Raw genomic sequence first — 21,876 nt, forward strand, 5'->3', positions numbered from 1 at the left:
CCAGCCGCGCGAGGGGCGAGGACTGGCGACGGCAGGCGAATAAGGGATTTCAAATATGGATCTGAGCGATCTTCTCAACGTTCCGGCGATCTTGCCGGCGTTGAAGGCGAACTCCAAAAAGCAGCTTCTGCAGTTGCTGTCCGAGAGAGCGGCGGCGATTTCCGGCATTCCGGAGCGCGAAGTGTTCGACACCATCCTGCAGCGCGAACGGCTGGGCTCCACCGGCGTCGGCAACGGCATCGCCATTCCGCACGGCAAGCTCGCCGGGGTGAAGCGCATCGCCGGCGTCTTTGCCCGGCTGGAGACGCCGGTCGATTTCGAGGCCTTGGATGACCAGCCGGTCGATCTGGTGTTTTTGCTGCTGGCCCCGGAAGGCGCCGGCGCGGATCACCTCAAGGCACTGTCGCGCATCGCCAGGGTTTTGCGCGACGCCGACACGGTGGCCAAGATCAGAGGCACGCGCGACGCGGTCGCCATCCACGCACTGCTTTCGGACACGCAGGCCTCGCACGCCGCCTGAAGTTCTTCGGATTTAAGTCTTCCAGGGGCCGCCGAAGGCGGCCCTCTCCATTTCAACCGCCAGCAGTCGCCTTAGTGAATGGCGACCGTGGTCAGGTCGTTTTCCATGGCGCCGGCCAAAGCCCGGTCTTTCGCATCCGAAAGCAGGATTGGCTGGCCGTTGGCGGCAAACAGGGCCCACAGGACCATGCCGGGCGCGATTTCGCCCAGATTGGGGAAGCGGCCGAGCAATTCGTCGCTCGAGACCTTGCGCAGATAAGCGACCGAGCCTTCGCCGAGATGGGCGAATTCGCCGCTGGTCATGATGATGGTTTCGTCAGTTCTGGTCATTTCAAGCCTCCTTGGCGCGAGGACGCCGCTCAAGGCCATCCCGCATGAGAGCCATCGGTAAAGATCAGTCTTTCACCGATATATTTATTTTCCGTACCAGCCGTTCGGTATCCGGCCGATCGAGATCGATCGACAAAAGGCCGTTCTTCAGTTCCGCTGCGATCACCCGCATGCCGTCGGCCAGCACGAAACAGCGCTGGAACTGGCGCGCGGCGATGCCGCGGTGGAGGAATTCGCGCTCGGTGTCGTCGGTTTGACGGCCGCGCACGACCAACTGGTTTTCCTCCGTGGTGACATCGAGATCGCTTTCGGCGAAACCCGCGACAGCCAGCGTAATGCGCAGCCTTTCGGCCTTGCCGTCAGCACCGCTGAGGCGCTCGATGTTGTAGGGAGGATAACTGTCACCGGATTTCGCCAGTCGTTCCAGGGTCTTTTCCATGGCATCGAAACCAAGGAGAAGCGGGCTGGAGAAGGGCGTCATTCGGCTCATGTTACACTGTCCTCTTTGGAGCGACATAAACTGGAAAAACCCGGATGGCATTTTTCCCGATGGTCTTGATATGGTCCGCGCCGCGGCCAAGTTCAAGCCGCCGAACACCCCCGCCAAAAAGACTCCCCCGCATAAGGAAATGAAATGCCCCAGACCCGCAAGATCATCATCGACACGGATCCCGGCCAGGACGATGCCGTCGCCATATTGCTGGCGCTCGGCAGCGCCGAGCTGGAGATCGTCGGCATCTCTGCTGTTGCCGGCAACGTGCCGCTGAAATTGACCGAAAAGAACGCCAGGAAAATCTGCGAACTGGCCGGCCGGCCCGACATCAAGGTCTATGCAGGCGCCATCCGCCCGTTGGCGCGCGAGCTGGTCACCGCCGAGGAAGTGCATGGCAAGACCGGCCTCAACGGCCCGCAACTGCCCGATCCGAAGATGAAGCTGCAGGGCCAGTATGCGGTCGACTTCATCGTCGAGACGCTGATGAAGGAAGAGGCCGGCACGATCACGCTGTGCGCGCTCGGCCCGCTCACCAATGTCGCGCTGGCGCTGATCCGTGAGCCGAAGATCGCGCCGCGCATCAAGGAAATCGTACTGATGGGCGGCGGTTTCTTCGAAGGCGGCAATGTCACGCCGACCGCAGAATTCAACATCTATGTCGATCCGCAAGCCGCCGACCTGGTGTTCAAATCCGGCATTCCGATCGTCATGATGCCGCTCGACGTTACCCACAAGGCGCTGACCACGGCCAAGCGCACGCAGGCCATCCGCCAGCTCGGCACCCGGGTCGGCACCGCGACGGCCGAGATGCTGGAGTTCTTCGAGCGCTTCGACGAGGAGAAATACGGCACCGATGGCGGCCCGCTGCACGACCCCTGCGTCATCGCCTATCTGTTGAAGCCGGAGCTGTTCAAGGGCCGCAACTGCAACGTCACCGTCGAAACCGCCTCCGAACTCACCATGGGCATGACCGTGATCGACTGGTGGGGCGTGACCAAGCGGCCGAAGAACGCCATGGTGATGCGCGACATCGACCATGACGCGTTCTTTGCGCTGCTGGTGGAGCGGTTGGCTCGGCTTTAAGCCTGCCTTGATACAGATCGTTCGCCCAGGGGCTTAGCGCTTCTGGGCGATACCTGTGCACTTATTCGCGAAGCAGGCGGTATGTTTCGGTATCGTTGCGGCGACGCTGCCGCTCGATCGAAACCTTGGAGCCAATGGCTCTCGGCACTGTCGTGTTGTCATGTGCAAACACCAGGCCGTCATTTTCATCGAGGCGAATTCCATACAAGTAACGGAACCCGCTGCCGATCGCGACCTCGGGACTTGCAGGAGCGTTGAGAACGTTGACCACTGTACCGGTCAGGCGTTCGACATTGACGATGGGGCTGCTTTGCCTCGCAATCGGGATGCCAATTGCAAGGGCGCAAACGCCCACGACGAGGATGGTGATGAGGATGCCCCTGAGGTTCTCCTGCAGGGTCATCCAGGCAAGGGAATGCCGAGCCTTGGCCAATGCGTATCACCTGACAGCAAGGACGCTGCGTTTCACTGGTATCGTGACCGGCGGTAGTTCAATTTGCGAACCTGTAGAAGGTCGATCCATTCTCGCGCGTGACGCGCTCCAATCTTGCCGGCGCGCCGATCAGATGCGGGAGGTCGTCTTCGACAAGAATGGACGAACCGGTTTCGAGTGCAACCAGATAAAGCGTGCGGCCGTTGTCTGAATGGGTACTTTTGACCGTTGCGTCGATTAGCTCGACCGACCGGATGGGGCTCGCATCATTCGTCCATTTGTAGAGAGCCGAAGGAACCATCACCGCAAACAGGACGACGATCAGGACCACGCCGGGCGCGTCCCTTTTTATGCCAGCGTAAGTCCATGACATCGACGTGAATCCCCCCACGCCGATTCATGTGGTGGCGTGAAGACTGACTTTCAATCAGCCTTCACGTACCGGCTCCGTTGGGAACGACCGTTGGCGGTCGTCACTTCGCCTTCGAAAAAGCCAGCCACAGGCCGCCGCCGACCAGAAAGCTGCCGCTGATCCTGGACATCAGCTTGATGCGGCTGGCCGAGAGCAGGCGTCCGGCGCGGCTGGCGGCGAGCGCGTAGGTCGAGTCCGAGGCGGCGGCAAAGATCATCGCGGTGAGGCCCATGACGACGATCTGTAGCGTGTAATTGCCCTGCGGGGCGATAAATTGCGGGAAGAAGGCGCCGAAGAACACCAGCGTCTTGGGGTTGCTCAGCGCCACGAGCAGGCCCTGCAGGAAGAAGCCGCCGCGCGGCTTTCTCGCCGTGCCGTCGGCATTCAGCGTGCCCTTGGCGCGGAACATCTGCACACCCATCCAGATCAGATAGGCGGCGCCGATCAGGCGCACCCACTCGAACCAGTGGCCCATGCCCGATATCAGCGTGTTGAGGCCGATGCCGACGATGGCGATCATGATGGCAAGCCCGGCCTGCGTGCCGGCGACATTGGCAAGGCCGGCGCGGTAGCCATGGCGGATGCTGTTGGCGATGATCAGCGTGACAGTCGGACCGGGCACCAGGATGATGACGATGCAGGCAAGGACATAGGCAGCGTAGAGTTCCAGCGACATGGGGATTTCCTCGAGGATGCGCTTAGGCGGCTGGCTGCAATCAATGCATGGCGGCGGGGCTGGTGCAAGCCGGTCGCAGACCGTGCCGCCCCTCGCGTCAGGACGCCCCCGCCTGCCAAGGCAAGGTCGCCTCATAGGCCGCGCCGGCCCTGAGCACGGCGAGGTCGCCGCGCGGGCGTCCGATCAACTGCATGCCCATGGGACGGCCTTTGTCGTCGAAGCCGACCGGCACATTGAGCGCAGGACAGCCGCCGAGCGTGGCGAAGGCCGAAACCTGCATCCAGCGATGGTAGCTGTCCATCGTCCGTCCGGCGACCTCACTTGGCCAATGCGTGCCGACTTCGAAAGGAAACACCTGCGCCGTCGGCAGCGAGATGAGATCGAAGTGCTCGAACAGCGACAGCAGCGTCCGGTGCCAGGAGGTGCGGATGACCGAGGCCGCGCGGATCTGCGGCGCCGTCAGCCGCATGGCGTTCTCCACCTCCCAGACGGCTTCCGGCTTCAGCAGGGCGCGCTTGTGCGGGTCGTCATAATGGACTTTCAGCGCCGAGCCGCTGCTCGCCTGCCGCAGCGTCACGAAGGCTTGCCACAGTGCCTCGAAATCGAAATCCGGCAGCAAGGGCTCGGTCAGGAAGGATGCCTCCGCGAAGCGGCCGAGTGCGGCCTCGCACAGATCGAGGATGCCAGGCTCTACCGGCAGGTGACCGCCGAGATCACCGAGCCAGCCGACGCGGCCGCCGCTTGCCGGCGTTGCCAGCCCTTCGAGGAATGAACCAGGCTTTTCCCAGGACAAGGGCGCATGCGGATGGTAGCCCGCCTGCACATCGAGTAGCAGCGCCATGTCGCTGATGCTGCGGCCCATCGGCCCGTCTATGCCCATCTGAGCATGAAAGACTTCCAGGTCCGGCCCTCCGGGGACAAGGCCCTGCGACGGGCGGAAGCCATAGACATTGTTCCACGCCGCCGGATTGCGGAGCGAGCCGCCGAAATCGCTGCCGTCGGCGACCGGGACCATGTCGAGCGCAAGGGCGACCGCTGCGCCGCCGCTCGAGCCGCCGGCGGTGAGCGCCGGATCGAAGGCGTTCAGCGTCGGGCCGAACACGTTGTTATAGGTGTTGGATCCCAGCCCGAATTCGGGAACATTGGTCTTGCCGATGATGATGCCGCCGGCCTTGCGGATGCGCTCGACGAAGAAATCATCCTCCTGCGGCACGAAATCGGCGAAGATCGGCGAGCCGAAACTGGTCCTCAAGCCGCGCGTCATGGCGAGGTCTTTTATCGCCATCGGCAGGCCAAACAGCGAGCCGGCCGGCCCGCCTTGCGCTAGATGCGCGTCCGCCGCGTCGGCCTCGCGCAGGATGTCGGAGCGCTCGCGCAACGAGACGATGGCATTGACCAGCGGGTTTTGCCGCGTCGATGCGGTCGAGGAATGCGGCGACCAACTCGCGCACGGACAGGCGGCGCAGCCGGATCGCCTCGGCCAGGTCGACAGCGGACATCCGGCAGATGTCGCCGGCGGGGGGCACGGCGTGCTTCGTTGCGGGGCGCAGGGCTGTCATCCGGCGTTGTTGCGCAGGGCGGTGTCCACATCCGCCGCCAGCGGGATGGCCGGCTGGGCGCCGGGCTTCAGGCAAGCGAGCGAGCCGGCGGCTGCGGCGCGGGTGAGAGCCTGCTCCAGCGGCAGGTTGGACGCCAGCCCGGCAGCGAGATAACCGCAAAAAGTATCGCCGGCCCCGACCGTGTCGACCGGCGTGATTTTCAGCGCCGGCACGGTCAGGAAATCCTCCGGGGTCGCCGCCAGCACGCCGTCGCCGCCGAGGGTGACGACGATGGTGCGGCCGGTTTTGCCGGCGAAGTCGCGCATGCGCGCCGGGCGGTCTCGGCCTTTCAGCGACAGCGCCTCGCCGTAAAGGTCGAATTCGGTTTCGTTGGCGACGGCGTAGTCGGCCTTGCCGAGCAACGCTGCCGCCTCGCTACGGAACGGCGCGGTGTTGAGCACGGTGACCGCGGCGGCGGCGCGTGCGGCGTCAAGCGCTGCATCGACAGTCTGCAACGGGATCTCGTGCTGCAGCAGGACGACGTCGCCCTTCGCAAGGAAAGCCTTGGCGAGATCGCCGGGCAGCACCGAATCATTGGCGCCCGGCACGACGGCGATGACATTCTCGCCATCGGCGCCGACGAGGATCAGCGCCGTGCCGGTGGAGGCGAAGCTCTGGCCGACGCCGGAGAGATCGACCTTGCCGGCCACGAGCAAAGCGAGGGCTTCGGTTGCGAAATTGTCCTTGCCGACGGCGCCGACCATGCGCACCTTGGCGCCGGCGCGCGCCGCAGCCAGCGCCTGGTTGGCGCCCTTGCCGCCGGGCGCGGTGGTGAAGCCGGAGCCGCGGACCGTCTCGCCCGGCGAAGGCAGGCGGTCGACATTGGCGATAAGGTCGAGGTTGATCGAGCCGACAACGATGATCAAGAAAGCCTCCTGCGGAATGCGCGGGAAGCTAACCTGTAAGCCGGCGGCTTGCCAGAGCGTGCGGATGTTTTGCGCCGGGAGCTCGCAAAAAGAAAAACACCGGCGAAGGGATTTCGCCGGTGTTGTTTGATGCGGGCAGCTTCAGGACGCGGTCTGGCCCGCTTCCCAACCGAGGATGGCGCGTTTGCGGGTCAGGCCCCAGTGGTAGCCGGTGAGTGCGCCGGACTTGCCCAGCGCCCGATGGCAAGGGACGACGAAGGACAATGGGTTGGCGCCGACCGCCGCCCCCACCGCCCGGCTGGCGTTTGGCGCGCCGATCCTGGAGGCGATCGAAGAATAAGTGCAGGCCTTGCCCATCGGGATCCTGAGCAGCGCGTCCCAGACGCGCAGCTGGAAGTCGGAGCCGATCATCACCACGCGCAGCGGCTGGTCGGCGCGCCACAATGTCGGATCGAAGATGCGCGCCGCATAGGGCTGGGTGGCGCTCATGTCCTCGACATAGGTGGCGTTCGGCCAGCGGCCCGACATGTCGGCGAAAGCCGCCCGCTCGCCGCCCGGATCGTTGAAGGCGAGCCCCGCAAGGCCACGGTCGGTGACCATGATCAGGGCGATGCCGAAGGGCGAGATGTGGTAGCCGTAGCGGATGGTCAGGCCAGCGCCGCGCGTCTTGTAGTCGCCCGGCGACATCGCTTCATGGGTGACGAACAAATCGTGCAGCCGGCCGGGGCCGGACATGCCGAGTTCGAACGATGTTTCGAGGAGCGGCATGCCGGAATCGAGCAGTTTGCGGGCATGGTCGAGGGTGACCGCCTGCAGGAAGGCTTTTGGCGACAGGCCGGCCCAGCGGGTGAACAGTTTTTGCAGGCCCGTGGGTGTCTCGCCGACATCGGCTGCCAGGGCTTCCAGCGAGGGCTGGTCGCGATAGTCGAGGCTGATCTTCTCGATGGCGCGGCGCACGACCTCGTAGTCGCTGCCCTTGGGGGTGATGTCGTGCTGCAGGATCGCTGTCGGTTTCATCTGCGTATTCATGGTCATCTGGGCGTTCATGGCAATATCTCCTTGACCGCGAATATCGGTCTCTCCGCCCCTTGCAACCACCCGAAACTTGCCTTGTTGCCGCCTGTTCCCAGATAAATACTGGATTGCGCCCCGGGAGATGCCAATGGCCGGCGAAAGGGTGAATCTGAGCGGAGCAAGGGAGACCTTGCTGATGACGCTTTATGGCAAGGCACTGGAAAGCCGGCTGCCGCATTCGCTGCTCGGGGATCGCTTCGCCGACGAGGCCGTGCGCAAGATCGACTATGATTTCTCGCACCTCAAGGTCGACACCAATCTCGGCATCGGATTGGCGATTCGAGCCAAGACCTACGACGTGCGAGTTCAAGACTTCATCGCCAGAAATCCCGGCGCCATCGTGCTGCATCTCGGCTGCGGGCTCGATACGCGCATTTTCCGTGTCGATCCACCCGAAGGCGTGGAGTGGTTCGATGTCGATTTTCCGGATGTCATCGCGCTCCGGCGCAAGCTTTACCCGTCCCGCGACCATTACCACCTCGTCGGCTCTTCGGTAACCGACCCGGACTGGCTGGCAGAAGTGCCGCGCAATCGTCCGGCCGTCGTGGTGATGGAGGGGTTGACGCCTTATCTCCCGGTAGAGGAGGGGCCACGGCTGCTGTCACGCCTTGTCGCGCATCTTGCCGGCGGCGAGCTGATGTTCGACGCCTACAGCCGCTTCGGCCTGAAGATGCTGCGCCTCAATCCGACCATCAGGGCGACGGGCGCCGAGGTTCACTGGGCGATCGACGACCCGCAGGTACTGGAGCGTGCCGTTCCGAAGCTGCGCTTTGTCGACGATATCTCGGCCTACAGCGCGGAACGCACAGCGCACATGAGCTGGTCCGCAAAACTGTTCATCGGGCTGTGGAGGCATATCCCAGCGCTGCGCAAGGTCGGCCGGATCTTGCGCTATCGGTTCTAACGCCGGCTCATCGTGTCTTGGCAGTTGCCAGGGCGCGCGAAAATGCAGTGGCAAAACTCTCGCGGGAGTCGGGGTCCAGGAATGACCCGATCGGCACATTCTGTCCTTGTGCTTCCACCGTCATCCTGGTGATGCCGATCTCGGCACGGCGAGCGACGGAAAAGCGCGCCCAGAACGGGTTGAAGCGATGCGCTTCCGACTTTCCCGAGGGCGCCGTCTTGCGGATGTCGAGGCTGGTGCGCGACACCGACACTTCCTCGCGGGCACGGGCGGCACGATAGTTGGCGCGGAAGGCGATGTAGACGGCGATGACGTCGAGGCCGAAGAAGCCGAACACCGGCCAAGCGCCGCGCGACAGGAAAAACGCCCCGGTCACCACCCAGCCGAACAGCAGCGCGCCCATCAGCACGGCAAAGCCGGTGCGGCCCAGCGAGCGGTGCGGTGTCAGCAGCGCCTGGAAGAATGGCTCGTCGGCCTGAAACGAGGCGTTTGTGTCGCTCATCCCAGGATATTATAGGAAGGGAATGGCCAGCCCCAAGTCCAAAAATCTTTCCCTATCCAAAAGTGAACTGCCGCCCGGGCGGCGCGACGGCTCGAATGCCAAGCCGCGACCGGCGCCGGCGCGGGTCCGTTCGCTCTACAGCGCGGCCGAGGTGCATGAGATCTTCCGGCGGTTTTCGGTGCAACGGCCCGAGCCGAAGGGCGAGCTCGAGCATGTCAACGCCTTCACGCTGCTGGTGGCCGTGGTGCTGTCGGCGCAGGCGACCGATGCCGGCGTCAACAAGGCGACGCGGGCGTTGTTCAAGGTCGCCGACACACCTGAAAAGATGCTGGCGCTGGGCGGAGCCAGGGTCGGCGAGTACATCCGCACGATCGGGCTCTGGCGCAACAAGGCCAAGAATGTCGTGGCGCTCTCGGAGGCGCTGATACGCGATTACGGCGGCGAGGTGCCCAGCGAGCGCGATGAATTGGTCAAGCTGCCGGGGGTCGGTCGCAAGACCGCCAATGTCGTGCTCAACATGGCATTCGGCCAGCACACGATGGCGGTCGACACCCATATTTTCCGCATCGGCAACCGCCTCGGCCTGGCGCCAGGCAAGACGCCCGAACAAGTCGAGCAAGGGCTGCTGCGGATCATCCCGGACGAGTATATGCGCCATGCACATCACTGGCTGATCCTGCATGGCCGCTATGTCTGCAAGGCGCGCAAGCCCGATTGCCCGGCCTGCGTCATCGCCGATCTCTGCAAGGCCGAGGTGAAGACGACAGACGTGCCGGCGCCGCTCGTGGAAATCGCGGCGCCCGGCGTCCCGACAACTAGCTTTCCTCCACGAACACCTCTTCGCGCTTCTTCTTGACCGACGGCAGGAAGACGACGACGAGCACGGCCAGTGCGACGAGCAGCAGGCCGGCGCTGATCGGCCGCGTCACGAAGGTCGAAGGGTCGCCGCGCGACAGGATCATGGCGCGGCGCAGGTTTTCCTCGAGCAGCGGGCCGAGCACGAAGCCGAGCAGCAGGGGTGCGGGTTCGCAGCGCAGCTTGGTCAGGATGTAGCCGAGCAGGCCGAAGAATGCCACCGCGTAGAGATCGAAGGCGTTGGTGTTGACGCTGTAAACGCCGATCGAGCAAAACGCCATGATGATCGGGAAGAGCACATAATAGGGGATCGTCAGCAGCTTCACCCACAGCCCGATCAGCGGCAGGTTCAGCACGATCAGCATCAGATTGCCGATCCACATCGAGGCGATGATGCCCCAGAACAGCGCCGGCTGCTCGATCGCGACATTGGGGCCGGGCACGATGCCCTGGATGATCATGGCGCCGATCATCAGCGCCATGACCGGGTTGGCCGGAATGCCGAGCGTCAGCATCGGAATGAAGGAGGTCTGGGCGCCGGCATTGTTGGCCGATTCCGGGCCGGCGACGCCGGCGATGGCGCCCTTGCCGAACTCCTCCGGGTGTTTCGACACGCGCTTTTCGACCGTGTAGGAGGCAAAGGCCGCAAGCACCGCGCCGCCGCCGGGCAGGATGCCGAGCGCCGAACCGATGATCGTGCCGCGCACGATGGGCGCTGCCATCGCCTTGAAGTCGTCGCGGGTCGGCATCAGGCCGGAGACCTTTTTGATCATCACCGAGCGCTCGTGCTCATTTTCGAGATTGCGCAGGATCTCGGCGACGCCGAAGACGCCGACCGCCACCGCGACGAAGTTCAGCCCGTCGGCATATTCGCGGATGCCGAGCGTGAAGCGCGGCGTGCCGGTGTAGATGTCGGTGCCGACAATGCCGAGCAGCAGGCCGAGCACGACCATCGCCAGCGCCTTGACGATCGAGCCGTGGGCGAGCGCGATGGACGAGACGAGGCCGACGATCATCAGCGAAAAATATTCGGCCGCGCCGAATTGCAGGGCTATTGCCGTCAGCGGCGGGGCAAAGACGGCGACGAGGAAGGTGGACACCGTGCCGGCGAAGAACGAGCCGATCGCGGCGATCGCCAGAGCCGCCCCGGCGCGACCGTTCCTCGCCATCTGGTAGCCGTCGATCGCGGTCACGGCCGAGGAGGATTCGCCGGGCATGTTGATGAGAATGGCGGTGGTCGAACCGCCATACTGGGCGCCGTAGTAGATGCCGGCCAGCATGATGAGGGACGACACCGGGTCGCCGATCTGGAAGGTGATCGGCAACAGCATGGCGATGGTTGCGGTGGCGCCGATGCCGGGCAGGACGCCGATCAGCGTGCCGAGCAGGACGCCGATCAGGCAGAAACCGAGATTTGCCGGCGTGGTGGCCGTCGAGAAGCCGAGTTCGAGGTTCCTGAGGAGGTCCATCTCAGCGCCTCACAATGCCAACCATTGGGGCAACCAGGGGCCGAAGCGCTGGAATGGCAGCCCGAGCGCGTAGCTGAAGACCAGCACCGAAAACAGCGTCAGGCCGGCCGACAGCAGAAGTGCCGTCAGCGGCTTCATGCGGGCGCTGGCAAAAGAGGCGATCAACGCCGTCAGGAAGATCGACGGGACGAAGCCGAGGCCGCGCACGGTCATGCCGAAAAAGATCGGCGCCGGCAGGATGAACAGCATGCCGCGCCACGCAATGGGGCCGATCGGCTCGCCCTCGACGCGCACCGCCTGGACGAGGATGATGGCGCCAAGCACGATCAGCACGGTCGCCAGCACCAGCGGGAAATAACCCGGTCCCATGCGGAAGGCGGTGCCGATTTCGAGGCCGAGCGATTGTATCGCGAAAAAGGCGCCGAAAAAGATGAACAGCGCGGCGCACAGGCCGTTTGTCCTGTCGATGGCGAAAGGTTTCATGGCGGTCCTCCCCTGACCCTTGCAACGGGCTTGCCGTTGCAAATGTGAAAACGGACGTCGAAGCGAAAACGGGGCGCCGGCAGCGCCCCGTTCAAGCCTCAGTCGGCGTATTGGCCGGCGGCTTCGATGATCGGCTTCCAGCGCGTGATCTCGCCTTCCAGCTTGGCCTTCAGCGCTGCCGGCGTCGCGTCGGCCTCGGACGACGGCTTGGTGCCGAGTTCGGCGAAGCGGGCGATGACGTTGGGGTCCTTCAGCGCGACCTGGAGCGATTTCGACAGTCGGCCGGTGATCTCGGCCGGCGTGCCCTTCGGCGCATAGAGGCCGTGCCAGATGCCGACCTGAACCGCGGGCAGGCCGGCTTCGATGGTCGTCGGCACGTCCTTCACCACGTCGAGGCGCTCCGGCGTGGTGACGGCATAGGCCTTGATCGTGCCGCCCTGGATCTGCTTGGTGGTGTTGGTGGTCTGGTCGCACATGATGTCGACCTGGCCGCCGAGAAGGTCGGTCATGGCCGGGCCGGTGCCCTTGTAGGGCACGGTGACCAGCGGCGTGCCGATGGCGCTCATGAACAGCATGCCGCACAGATGCGAGGCAGCGCCGATGCCGGCGTTGGCGACGGTGATGGTGTCCTTGTTGGTCTTGGCGTATTCGACCAGCCCTTTCAGGTCGACCGGCTCAAGGTCCTTGCGGGCGACGATCGCCATCGGCACCTCGGTGACGAGGCCGACATACTCGAAGGCGTTCAGCGTGTCATAGGCGAGTTTTCTGTAGAGGGTCGCGCTGGTCGCCATGCCGATGTGATGGAGGAGCAGCGTGTAGCCATCCGGGTCGGCGTTGGCGACGCGGCCGGCGCCCAGCGTGCCGCCGGCGCCGCCGACATTTTCGACGATGATCTGCTGGCCGAGATCCTTCGACATGGCTTCGGCGACGAGCCGCGTGACCGTGTCGGTCGGACCGCCGGCCGCAAACGGCACGACGACGGTGATGGTGCGCTCGGGATAGGTCTGTGCGCTGGCGGTGAACGAATAAAGCGTGACGGCCGCGGCGGCGGCCAGGGCGGCTACAATTTTCCTCATCGTAATTCTCCTCCCAGGATATCAATCTCCGATCGCTGTGCAGGTCAGGCAGCGAGGGTGCAACAAAGGCAAGCTAACAGATTGTCGCCTGACGCAAACTGCAAAATAAAGTCGTGCGCAACCATGGCGATCAGTGGGGAGTATGCCCGGAGGAGATGGGTTTGGTGTTGGCGTTGCTTCAATAACCGTAGCCGCGCGCCATCGCCGCCGCGAAGATCGGGATCAGCAGGAAGATGAAGGCTTCGGCGCGCACATAGGTCTTCACCGAGGCGAGTTCCGCAACCGGCACCTGAAAGCCGGGATTTGCACTGGCTTGCCGGTTCCAGGAGATGAAGCGGATGGTCGGGATGATCGACAGCAGGCCAACGATGCCGAATGCCGCCATCTTGGCCCAGAACACCCAGTTGTAGACGTAGAATTCCCAGCCCTTCAGGCCGTAGATGACGCGGCAGATGCCGATGATGATGATCAGCATGGCGATGATGCCATAATGGCGGTCGATGCCGGCAAGCCGCTTGAGCGTGGCGGCGGAGAGGTCGCCGCGGATCAGGACAAATTCGGCGCCGATGATGCCGGCCAGCGACAACACCAGCAGATGATGGAAAATGGCAAGCACGAGATCGGTGGTGTCCATGGCGTTCTCCTCCCATTGGCGGTATCGAGACCGGCCCTTGCCGGACCGGTTGCGAAAGGTAGCATCGTTCGGCAGAATTCCCAGAGGCGGACCTGGGTTGGACCATCGGCGTCGCCATCCTGACAGCTGGGGTTTTCTGAAATGACCGGACTGAAGCGCGCCCTGAACCCGATGCCGGACGACATCCGCATCGCCCTGACCGAAAAAGGACTGACAGCGGCCTACGAGGCGCGGCCGGACTACCAGAAGAACGATTATCTCGGCTGGGTCGCCCGCGCCAAACGCAGCGACACCAGGCAGAAGCGGCTCGACCAGATGCTGGACGAATTGCGGCGCGGTGGGCTCTACATGAAGATGGTCTGGCACGGCTGAAAGTAAGCCGACGCTGTTCGCTTCGACCGCCTGGTCGCGCCAGGCCGTTCGGAAGCTTCCCTGGCTGAATGATGATCCGGCTTGGCCCTTGTCCGGGCGCGCTCGTTTGCTAAGCGCTGACCGTCAACGGAGGCAGAGTTTCATGGGCAGTCCAAAAACAGCCGGCGTCCCGGTTCTCGAAACGGAACGGACCATCATGCGGGCGCACCGGATCGAAGATTTCGACGACTATGCTGTCATGTGGGCCGACCCCGTCACCACCCGTTTCATCGGCGGCAAGCCGCGGACGCGGGAGGAAAGCTGGATGCGGTTCCTGCGGCATGCCGGCCTGTGGTCGCTGCTCGGCTACGGCTTCTGGGCGGTCGAGGACAAGGCCAGCGGTCGCTTCATCGGCGAGGCCGGATTCCACGATCTGAAGCGCGACATCGAGCCGTCGCTCGAGGGCATTCCGGAAGCCGGCTGGGCGCTGGCGCCGCAAGCACATGGCAAGGGTCTTGCCAGCGAAGTCGTCAGAAGGGCCCTGGCCTGGGGCGACGAAACCTTTGCCGGCGCGAGAACCGTCTGCATCATCGATCCGGAAAACACCGGCTCGTTGAACGTTGCGGCAAAGTGCGGCTACACCAAGGTCCTGGAAACGACCTATCACGACGGGCTGACGATCCTGCTCGAACGGCGGGTGTGAAGCGCTTCATCGACGCAATTGCCTCGCGCTGCTAGGATTGGCTATTCTAATCTAGCTAGCAATTCCTGTGGGAAAACCGCTCACACTTTTCCTGGAATTGCCCTTTGGGGGAGCCGACCATGCGTGCGATCAATGCGATATTTCTGAAGCTTTTCTGGGCGGGGCTGCTGCTCCTGGCGGCCGTGCAACTGGCGGGCGCCGATGCGACGGTGCCGACCGCCGACATCGAGGGCGGTGCCGACAATCATCTGGCCAAGCGCTACGAGGGGTCGTTCATCGTCTCCTACGAAAAATTCGCCTATACCGATTTTACAGTGCCGCTGTCGCCGCTGAAGCCGAGCGCCGATCCGGATGCCCGTGACACGATGAACAACCGTGTGTTCGCGCCGGACAAGAAGGCTGAGGTCGAAGGCGCGCTGACCCGCATCGCCTATGTGCTGCCGGCCGAGCGCTCCCCGCTCGAAGTGCTGCGCAACTACCAGGATGTGATCGCGGCCGCCGGCGGCGAAGTCCTGTTCGAATGCAAGAAGGAAGAGTGCGGCGGCGCCGCCGACCGGTCGTCGAGCGGTGGCGGCGGCGACATGAGCCTGATGATGTATTTCTTCCATGAAAGCGACGTCAAGGACGCGGCCTTTTCCAATGGCGCCTGTGCGGTAACCACCGGTATCAACGACCAGCGCTTCTTCGCTGCCAAGGTGCCGCAGGATGGCGGCGACGCCTATGTCACGGTTCAGGCTTATTCGCTGATCGACGACCTCTACTGCAAGGAACTCAACGGCCGCACCATCGCCGTCGTTCAGGTGCTGGAGCCCAAGGCGCGCGACAAGAAGATGGTGGTGGTCGAAGCGGCCAAGATGGCGGATTCGCTGTCGGCCACCGGCTCCATCTCGCTCTACGGCATCTTCTTCGACACCGACAAGGCCGACATCAAGCCGGAATCGGAACCGACGCTGAAGGAGATCTCGACGCTTCTGACCAACGAGCCCGGCATGGCGGTGATCGTCGTCGGTCATACCGACAACCAGGGCGCCTTCGACTACAATATCGATCTGTCGTCGCGGCGGGCGCAGTCGGTGAAGGCGGCGCTGGTCTCGAAATACGGCATCGATGGCGGCCGGCTGACCGCCGCCGGCGCCGGCATGATGGCGCCCGTCGCCAGCAATGACGGCGAAACCGGCCGCGCCAAGAACCGCCGTGTGGTGCTGGTCAAGGCGAACTGAGGCCGATCACGGTTTCAGCGCCGGCTAGGCGCGCTGCCTGCTCCAGCATCGAGGCATCCTCGCCGAAGGCGCGGGTGGCGCGAGCGGCGGCCTCCAGCACGTCCGGTGTCATGCGGCGCAGGAACGCCGTATCGACGCGTGTCGACGGGCCGGCGAGCGTCAAGGCGCCGAGCAGAACGCGGCCCGGTCCGAACACCGGCACCGAGACGCCCGCCGTCTCAGGGTCGCGGTCGCCGATCGACAGATAGTGGCAGGCCTTGCGGATGGTCTCGTATGGTTCGCCCGGCTGGCCTGAAAACGCTGCCAGCACGCGGCCGCCCGAGCCGGTGAGCAACGGCAGCAGGTCGCCTTCCCGGATCGTGTAGCGGATAGGATGCTTGGATTCGACGCGGTAGAGACAGGTGCGGGCGTCGCCCGAGCGGACATAGAACGCCACGCTTTCCCAACTGCGTTCGGCAAGATCGCGCATGATCGGCAGCAGGATGTCGACCGCCACGACCGAGCGCTGGTAAAGCGCGCCAAGCCGAAAGGTGGCGGGTCCGATGCGGTAGCGGCCATCGTCGAGCCGCTCCAGCAACTGCCCGCGCAGCAACGAGTTCGCCAGCCTCAAAATGGTGCTTTTGTAGAGCCCGGTGCGCGCCGCGATCTCGGCCAGGCTGAGCGAGCGGTCGGCGGTCGCGAACGCATCGAGAATGGCGATCGCACGGTCGAGTGCGGCGACGCCATCTACCTGTAAGGGCTGGGATCGCGCTTCGGTCATCTCACGAACAGTTTCATTCCAGTTTACCTGCTCGGACAAAGGCCGGCCGAAGCGACTGTGCCGCACATCCATGGTTCTGTCTAGTAGAACAGCGTTCCTGTTGACAGAACGCACCGAAATCGGCATGAATTTTTGCCGAGCGGGTCTGTTTTCAGGCTACGTTTCTGGCAGGCACCGGAGGAGGTGTCGTGATTTGGAGGAATCCCATGCTGAACAGACGCAGATTTTTGATGAGCACCGCGGCCGCAGGCGCTGCCGGATTCGTTGCAACGCATTTGACGCCCGCTTTCGCTCAGGATGCACCGCAGATCCAGATCTTCGTGCCGGCCGCGCCCGGCGGTGGCTGGGACCAGACGGGGCGCACCATCGACCAGGTGCTGCGCAGTGAAAAACTGATCTCCGGCTCGCAGATCACCAATGTCGGCGGCGCCGGCGGTACTGTCGGCCTGCCGCAGTTCATCAGCCAGTGGAAGGGCAAGGGCAATTCGCTGATGGTGGCCGGCATGGTCATGGTCGGCGCCATCATCGCCAACAAATCGGCCAACAACCTCTCCGAAGTGACGCCAATCGCTCGCCTCACCGGCGAGTTCGAGGCGCTGGTGGTGCCGGCGGATTCGCCGTTCAAGACGGCCGGCGATTTCGTCGCCGCGCTCAAAGCGGATCCGACCAAGGTTCCGGTGGCCGGCGGCTCGGCCGGTGGCTCCGACCACATCCTGTTCGGGCTGATCGCCAAGACGGTCGGCGTTCCGGCAACCAACCTCTCCTATGTGCCTTTCGCCGGCGGCGGCGAGGCCCTGTCGGCGCTGCTCGGCAACCAGGTGGCGGCCGGCATTTCCGGCTTCGGCGAGTTCTCCGAGCAGGTCAAGGCGGGCGCGCTTCGGCTGTTGGCGATCTCCGCCGACAAGCGCCAGGACGGCATCGACGCACCGACGATGAAGGAAGCCGGCATCGACGTCGAACTGTTCAACTGGCGCGGCGTATTCGCACCGCCAGGCGTCTCCGACGCCGACAAGGCGGCGATGGTCACGATGATCGAGACCATGGCCAAGAGCGATGCCTGGGCAGCCGAATGCAAGAACCGCAACTGGACCCCCATCCTTCTGACCGGCGACGATTATGCGAAATTCCTCGTCGACGACACCGCCCGCATCACCGCGATCCTCAAGGATCTCGGCCTCGCCTGACGTCTTCAGGGGCGGCCACGGCCGCCCCTTCCGACATTAGCCTGCGGCATGGACATATCATGCGCTGGGAGTGAAACTGCGGATGCGGCCGGCGGGAGGATGCCGGCCATCTCGGGAGGACATCGATGAGCACCAGCGACCAGCAGCCGGCGCCCCCGCGCCTTGCCATGCCCGAATTGTTGATCGGCATCGGGCTTCTCGCCTGTGCCGCGGCCGTGGCGTGGCAGACCCTGGCGATCCCGGTTTCGCCGCTCTATTCCAAGGTCGGGCCGACCGTCTTCCCCTACATCACCATGACAGGCATGATCGTGCTTTCGCTGCTGCTCATCGTCGCCGCGTTGCGCGGCGGCTGGCAGCCGCAGGAGGAAAAGGAAACGCCGACCGACTGGAAGGCCATGGGCATCGTCGTTGCCGGCCTGGTCGCCAATCTGGTGCTGATCCAGCCGCTCGGCTTCACCGCCGCCTCGGTCATCATGTTCGTGCTCGTCTGTTATGGCTTCGGCAGCAAGCACACGCTGCGCGATGCGCTGACCGGCCTGATCCTGGCGCTTGCCGCCTATTTCGGCTTTGCCAGGGCGCTCGGCGTCAACATTGGCGCCGGCTTCATCGAAAACCAGCTGAACACGGTGATCGACGCGATCATCGCCACTGTGAGGGGCTGACGCCATGGAGACGCTCGGCCATCTCGCCCACGGATTTTCCGTCGCTTTCTCGCCGATGAACCTGCTGTGGTGCCTGGTCGGCACCACGCTCGGCACCGCCATCGGCGTGCTGCCCGGTCTCGGGCCGGCGCTGACCATCGCGCTGCTGCTGCCGATCACCTACCAGGTGGCGCCGGAGGCTTCCTTCATCCTGTTCGCCGGCATCTATTACGGCGCCATGTATGGCGGCTCGACGACCTCGATCCTGCTCAACACGCCGGGCGAAAGCGCCACCATCGTCACCGCGCTGGAAGGCAACAGGATGGCCCGCTCGGGTCGCGGCGGCGCGGCACTGGCGACCTCGGCGATCGGCTCCTTCGTCGCCGGCACCATCGGCACGATGGGCGTCGCCTTCCTGGCGCCGGTGGTGGTGAAGTTCGCGCTGGCCTTCGGGCCGGCCGAATATTTCTCGCTGATGGTGCTCGCCTTCATCACGGTTTCGGCGGTGCTCGGCTCGTCCTCCGTGCGCGGCCTCACCAGCCTGTTCATCGGCTTCGTCATCGGCATGATCGGCGTCGACCTGCAGACGGGACAGCCGCGCTTCACCTTCGGCATGAACGAACTGCTCGATGGCGTCGATGTCATCATTGCCGCGGTCGGCCTGTTTGCCGTCGGCGAGACGCTCTACATGGCCTCGCGCCGCTATGCCGGCAAGGACGAGATCGTGCCGCTCAAGGGATCGCTCTACATGACAGCGGCCGAATGGGGACGATCGTGGAAGCCATGGCTGCGCGGCGCTTTCATCGGCTTCCCGATCGGCGCCATGCCTGCCGGCGGCGCCGAGATCCCGACCTTCCTGTCCTATGCCATCGAAAAGAAGCTGTCGAAGCACAAGGAGGAGTTCGGCACGGTCGGCGCCATCGAGGGCGTTGCCGGACCGGAAGCCGCCAACAATGCGTCTGCCGCCGGCGTGCTGGTGCCGATGCTCACCCTTGGCCTGCCGACCTCGGCGACCGCCGCAATCATGCTGTCGGCCTTCCAGAGCTACGGCATCAATCCGGGACCGCTGCTGTTGACGACGCAGGCCGATCTGGTCTGGGGCCTGATCGCCAGCCTGTTCATCGCCAACGTCATCCTGGTCGTCCTCAACCTGCCGCTGATCGGGCTGTGGGTACGGCTGTTGAAAATCCCGGCGCCGCAGCTCTATGCCGGCATCCTGGTGTTCGCCACCGTCGGCACCTACGGCATCTCGCAATCGCCGATCGACCTCGTCATCCTCTATCTCCTGGGGGCCGCCGGCTTCCTGATGCGGCGCTTCGATTTCCCGACCGCGCCGGTCATCATCGGCATGATCCTGGGGCCGCTTGCCGAAACGCAGTTCCGCCGGGCGATGACGATCTCGAACGGCGACTGGTCGGTGTTCTACACCCACAAGCTGTCGCTGGTGCTGCTGATCCTTGCCTTCATCGGGCTCGCCGGTCCGCATATCTGGGCCTTCATCGAGCATGGGCGCCGGCGCGGACCCGAGCATGTGCCGGGCGATGCCTGAGCGACCTGGAGCATCATGACCGATCTGCTTGCCGGCATCCGCATTCTCGACCTGACCAATGTGCTGGCGGGCCCTTATTGTGCCTACCAGCTGGCGCTGCTCGGCGCCGATGTCATCAAGGTCGAGACGCCGCAAGGCGGCGATCTGGCGCGCCAGCTCGGCGCCTCGCCGGCGCTCAACGAGGCGGGGATGGGCGCGTCGTTCCTGGCGCAGAATGCCGGCAAGCGATCGGTGGTGCTGGATCTCAAAAGCGAAGCCGACCGCGAACGCTTCCTCGATCTCGTCGCCTCCGCCGATGCGCTGGTCGAGAACTTTCGACCGGGCGTGATGGGGCGGCTGGGGCTTGGCTATGAGGCGCTGAAAGCGGTTCGTCCGGGTCTCGTCTATTGCGCCATATCGGGGTTCGGCCAGACCGGGCCGATGCGCGACAATCCGGCCTACGACCAGATCATCCAGGGGCTGTCCGGCATCATGAGCATCACCGGCACGCCGGAGACCGCACCCTTGCGGGTCGGCTATCCCGTCGCCGACACGCTGGGCGGGCTGGTCGGGGCCTTCGCCATCGCCGCGGCGCTGGTCAAGCAGAAGACCTCGGGCGAGGGCGCGTTTCTCGATGTCTCGATGCTCGAATGCACGCTGTCGGCGCTGGGCTGGCCGGTGTCCAACTATCTGACCGCCGGCGTCGAGCCGCAGCCGATGGGCAATGAGAACATGACGGCTGCGCCCTCCGGCGCGTTTCGCACCGGCGACGGCCTGCTCAACATCGCCGCCAACAAGCAGGAGCAGTTCGTCACGCTTTGCCGGCTGATCGGCCAGCCGGAACTGGCCGACGATCCGCGCTTTGCCGAGCGCGAGACGCGCAAGCAGAACCGCGCTGTGCTGAAGGTGCTGATCGAGACGGCCTTGGCGAGCGCCTCGGCCGCAGCCTGGGAGGAAAAATTCAACCGCGCCGGCGTGCCGGCGGGCCGGGTGCTGACGATCCCCCAAGTGCTTGGCGAGCGCCAGGTGGTCGAGCGCGACATGACCACGCGTTTCCAGGGTCTGCCCGGCATGGCGCAGCCGCTGACCGTGGTGCGCGGCGGCTTCATGGTCGATGGCGCGGCACCCTTGCCGGTCCTGCCGCCGCCTGTGCTGGGCGAGCATATGGACGAGGTTTTTTCCACCCTGCCGCCGCGCGCCAGGAGAAGCGCGTGAGCGAGAGAAAAACCGGCCGCGAACGCGGCGAGGAATGGTGGCAGACCGGCATCATCGAGATGAGCCCCGGCATTATCCGGCTGCGCGGCTATGAAATCCAGGAGCTGATCGGCCGCGTCAGCTTTCCGGCCACGATCTGGCTGATGCTGCGCGGCGAATTGCCGAGCGAGGAGCAGGCGGCGCTGCTCGGCATTGCGCTGGGGGCGGCCGTCGACCACGGGCCGCAGGCGCCGTCGATCGCCATTGCCCGCATGGCCATCACCTGCGGCGTCGGCATCAACAGCGCCATGGCGTCCGCCGTCAACGTGCTGGGTGACGTGCATGGCGGCGCCGGCGAACAGGCGCTGTCCTTCTATGGCGACATTGCCGTGGCACTTGACCAGGGTGTTGCGCTGGACCAAGCCGTAGCCGCACGGCTCGACCGTTTCTTCGCCGAGGAGAAAGGCTATGTGCCGGGATTTGGCCATCGCTTCCACCCGGTCGATCCGCGCGCGCCGCGCCTGATCGCAGTGACGCGCGAGTTTGCCGCGCGCGGCGTCGTCAGCGGACGCTTTGCCGACATCGCCGAGGCCGTCGAATCAGAGGTGGCACGGCGCAAGGGGAAGAAAATACCGCTCAACATCGACGGCGCCACCGCCGTCATCTATGGCGAGCTCGGCTTTCCGCCGCCGTTGACGCGCGGCCTGTTCGTGCTCTCGCGCTCGGTCGGCATCCTGGCGCATGCATGGGAACAGTCGCAGCAAAGCGAGCGCAACAAAGGGCCGCTGCCGCGCGAATGGCTGTGGGCCTATACGGGCACGCCGCTGCGGCCATTTCCCGCTGAGGGGGATGAGGGTCCCGCTGAAGGGGACGAGGGCAAGTGAGGTT

The 21,876-nt window shown here is 64.5% G+C and carries 25 protein-coding genes and 1 pseudogene; 12 read left to right on the forward strand and 14 right to left on the reverse strand.

What is annotated here, in order from left to right:
- Positions 1-55 precede the first annotated feature (55 nt).
- Positions 56-520 carry a PTS IIA-like nitrogen regulatory protein PtsN gene (gene ptsN / locus NKJ78_RS24995; RefSeq protein WP_023669743.1) on the forward strand — a complete coding sequence of 155 codons (465 nt, stop codon included), beginning with the start codon at positions 56-58 and terminating at the stop codon, positions 518-520.
- A gap of 71 nt (positions 521-591) precedes the next feature.
- Here the strand turns inward: ptsN and NKJ78_RS25000 are convergent, their stop codons facing one another.
- Together NKJ78_RS25000 and NKJ78_RS25005 are read right to left on the reverse strand one after the other, a co-directional pair.
- A complete protein-coding gene (locus NKJ78_RS25000; RefSeq protein WP_023686566.1) occupies positions 592-849 on the reverse strand; it encodes a BQ00720 family protein in 258 nt (85 codons plus the stop codon).
- Between the two features lie 64 nt (positions 850-913).
- Positions 914-1,339: an Hsp20 family protein gene (locus NKJ78_RS25005; RefSeq protein WP_023669741.1), complete on the reverse strand. Its 426-nt coding sequence runs from the start codon at positions 1,337-1,339 to the stop codon at positions 914-916.
- A 144-nt stretch (positions 1,340-1,483) separates the two neighbouring features.
- Between NKJ78_RS25005 and NKJ78_RS25010 the strand changes: the two genes are divergently transcribed.
- On the forward strand, positions 1,484-2,425 hold the full coding sequence (locus NKJ78_RS25010) for a nucleoside hydrolase (RefSeq protein ID WP_023669740.1): 942 nt from the start codon (positions 1,484-1,486) through the stop codon (positions 2,423-2,425).
- Between the two features lie 61 nt (positions 2,426-2,486).
- On the opposite strand, the gene NKJ78_RS25015 is transcribed toward NKJ78_RS25010, so the two are convergent.
- The 6 genes and pseudogenes from NKJ78_RS25015 to NKJ78_RS25040 form a co-directional block, all read right to left on the reverse strand.
- On the reverse strand, positions 2,487-2,858 hold the full coding sequence (locus NKJ78_RS25015; RefSeq protein WP_023737538.1) for a hypothetical protein: 372 nt from the start codon (positions 2,856-2,858) through the stop codon (positions 2,487-2,489).
- A gap of 58 nt (positions 2,859-2,916) precedes the next feature.
- The gene (locus NKJ78_RS25020) at positions 2,917-3,189 is read right to left on the reverse strand and encodes a hypothetical protein (RefSeq protein WP_245260358.1); all 273 of its coding nucleotides are present in this window, start codon (positions 3,187-3,189) and stop codon (positions 2,917-2,919) included.
- A 142-nt stretch (positions 3,190-3,331) separates the two neighbouring features.
- A complete protein-coding gene (locus tag NKJ78_RS25025; protein ID WP_352460473.1) occupies positions 3,332-3,946 on the reverse strand; it encodes a LysE family translocator in 615 nt (204 codons plus the stop codon).
- 97 nt (positions 3,947-4,043) lie between these two features.
- Positions 4,044-5,505: pseudogene (locus tag NKJ78_RS25030) on the reverse strand (amidase).
- Positions 5,502-6,410, reverse strand: coding sequence for a ribokinase (locus NKJ78_RS25035; RefSeq protein ID WP_023714115.1), 909 nt, complete (start codon positions 6,408-6,410; stop codon positions 5,502-5,504). Before NKJ78_RS25035 ends, NKJ78_RS25030 begins: the two are co-directional and overlap by 4 nt.
- Positions 6,411-6,551: 141 nt before the next feature.
- Positions 6,552-7,457: a methylated-DNA--[protein]-cysteine S-methyltransferase gene (locus tag NKJ78_RS25040; RefSeq protein WP_031244703.1), complete on the reverse strand. Its 906-nt coding sequence runs from the start codon at positions 7,455-7,457 to the stop codon at positions 6,552-6,554.
- A gap of 115 nt (positions 7,458-7,572) precedes the next feature.
- Between NKJ78_RS25040 and NKJ78_RS25045 the strand changes: the two genes are divergently transcribed.
- The gene (locus NKJ78_RS25045; RefSeq protein WP_023728523.1) at positions 7,573-8,388 is read left to right on the forward strand and encodes a class I SAM-dependent methyltransferase; all 816 of its coding nucleotides are present in this window, start codon (positions 7,573-7,575) and stop codon (positions 8,386-8,388) included.
- A 7-nt stretch (positions 8,389-8,395) separates the two neighbouring features.
- Here NKJ78_RS25045 and NKJ78_RS25050 read toward each other — a convergent pair whose 3' ends face one another.
- Positions 8,396-8,890: a DUF2244 domain-containing protein gene (locus tag NKJ78_RS25050; protein WP_352460475.1), complete on the reverse strand. Its 495-nt coding sequence runs from the start codon at positions 8,888-8,890 to the stop codon at positions 8,396-8,398.
- 22 nt (positions 8,891-8,912) lie between these two features.
- Here NKJ78_RS25050 and nth point away from each other — a divergent pair, with 22 nt between their 5' ends.
- A complete protein-coding gene (nth, locus tag NKJ78_RS25055; RefSeq protein WP_023691952.1) occupies positions 8,913-9,746 on the forward strand; it encodes an endonuclease III in 834 nt (277 codons plus the stop codon).
- On the opposite strand, the gene NKJ78_RS25060 is transcribed toward nth, so the two are convergent.
- From NKJ78_RS25060 to NKJ78_RS25075, 4 genes are all read right to left on the reverse strand, one after another.
- Positions 9,706-11,214, reverse strand: coding sequence for a tripartite tricarboxylate transporter permease (locus NKJ78_RS25060; RefSeq protein ID WP_023683079.1), 1,509 nt, complete (start codon positions 11,212-11,214; stop codon positions 9,706-9,708). The genes nth and NKJ78_RS25060 overlap by 41 nt on opposite strands.
- A gap of 9 nt (positions 11,215-11,223) precedes the next feature.
- Complete coding sequence (locus NKJ78_RS25065) at positions 11,224-11,697, reverse strand: tripartite tricarboxylate transporter TctB family protein (protein ID WP_352460476.1); 474 nt, start codon at positions 11,695-11,697, stop codon at positions 11,224-11,226.
- A gap of 98 nt (positions 11,698-11,795) precedes the next feature.
- Entirely contained in the window at positions 11,796-12,773 is a 978-nt protein-coding gene (locus NKJ78_RS25070; protein WP_352460478.1) for a tripartite tricarboxylate transporter substrate-binding protein, read from the reverse strand.
- Between the two features lie 178 nt (positions 12,774-12,951).
- Positions 12,952-13,407: a DUF2214 family protein gene (locus tag NKJ78_RS25075; protein ID WP_023735112.1), complete on the reverse strand. Its 456-nt coding sequence runs from the start codon at positions 13,405-13,407 to the stop codon at positions 12,952-12,954.
- Positions 13,408-13,548: 141 nt separating this feature from the next.
- Between NKJ78_RS25075 and NKJ78_RS25080 the strand changes: the two genes are divergently transcribed.
- The 3 genes from NKJ78_RS25080 (at position 13,549) to NKJ78_RS25090 (ending at position 15,681) form a co-directional block, all read left to right on the forward strand.
- Positions 13,549-13,779 carry a YdeI/OmpD-associated family protein gene (locus tag NKJ78_RS25080; RefSeq protein WP_023683083.1) on the forward strand — a complete coding sequence of 77 codons (231 nt, stop codon included), beginning with the start codon at positions 13,549-13,551 and terminating at the stop codon, positions 13,777-13,779.
- A 142-nt stretch (positions 13,780-13,921) separates the two neighbouring features.
- Positions 13,922-14,461, forward strand: a complete 540-nt coding sequence (locus NKJ78_RS25085) for a GNAT family N-acetyltransferase (protein WP_023686555.1) — start codon at positions 13,922-13,924, stop codon at positions 14,459-14,461.
- Positions 14,462-14,580: 119 nt separating this feature from the next.
- Positions 14,581-15,681, forward strand: a complete 1,101-nt coding sequence (locus NKJ78_RS25090) for an OmpA family protein (RefSeq protein WP_023735111.1) — start codon at positions 14,581-14,583, stop codon at positions 15,679-15,681.
- On the opposite strand, the gene NKJ78_RS25095 is transcribed toward NKJ78_RS25090, so the two are convergent.
- Positions 15,668-16,441: an IclR family transcriptional regulator gene (locus NKJ78_RS25095; protein ID WP_352460479.1), complete on the reverse strand. Its 774-nt coding sequence runs from the start codon at positions 16,439-16,441 to the stop codon at positions 15,668-15,670. The two genes, NKJ78_RS25090 and NKJ78_RS25095, sit on opposite strands and share 14 nt — an antisense overlap.
- A gap of 206 nt (positions 16,442-16,647) precedes the next feature.
- On the opposite strand from NKJ78_RS25095, the gene NKJ78_RS25100 reads away from it, so the two are divergent.
- The 5 genes from NKJ78_RS25100 to NKJ78_RS25120 all read left to right on the forward strand — a co-directional run bounded on the left by NKJ78_RS25100 (position 16,648) and on the right by NKJ78_RS25120 (position 21,872).
- Positions 16,648-17,625, forward strand: coding sequence for a Bug family tripartite tricarboxylate transporter substrate binding protein (locus NKJ78_RS25100; RefSeq protein ID WP_023691946.1), 978 nt, complete (start codon positions 16,648-16,650; stop codon positions 17,623-17,625).
- Positions 17,626-17,750: 125 nt separating this feature from the next.
- Positions 17,751-18,287: a tripartite tricarboxylate transporter TctB family protein gene (locus tag NKJ78_RS25105; protein WP_023700086.1), complete on the forward strand. Its 537-nt coding sequence runs from the start codon at positions 17,751-17,753 to the stop codon at positions 18,285-18,287.
- A 4-nt stretch (positions 18,288-18,291) separates the two neighbouring features.
- Complete coding sequence (locus NKJ78_RS25110; protein WP_352460481.1) at positions 18,292-19,815, forward strand: tripartite tricarboxylate transporter permease; 1,524 nt, start codon at positions 18,292-18,294, stop codon at positions 19,813-19,815.
- Positions 19,816-19,830: 15 nt separating this feature from the next.
- The gene (locus NKJ78_RS25115; RefSeq protein ID WP_031196007.1) at positions 19,831-21,009 is read left to right on the forward strand and encodes a CaiB/BaiF CoA transferase family protein; all 1,179 of its coding nucleotides are present in this window, start codon (positions 19,831-19,833) and stop codon (positions 21,007-21,009) included.
- Entirely contained in the window at positions 21,006-21,872 is an 867-nt protein-coding gene (locus NKJ78_RS25120) for a citryl-CoA lyase (RefSeq protein ID WP_031196006.1), read from the forward strand. The genes NKJ78_RS25115 and NKJ78_RS25120 overlap by 4 nt, the downstream gene beginning before the upstream one ends.
- Positions 21,873-21,876 lie beyond the last annotated feature (4 nt).

Origin of the sequence: Mesorhizobium sp. M0037, assembly GCF_040323635.1 — a bacterium.
GTDB lineage: Bacteria > Pseudomonadota > Alphaproteobacteria > Rhizobiales > Rhizobiaceae > Mesorhizobium.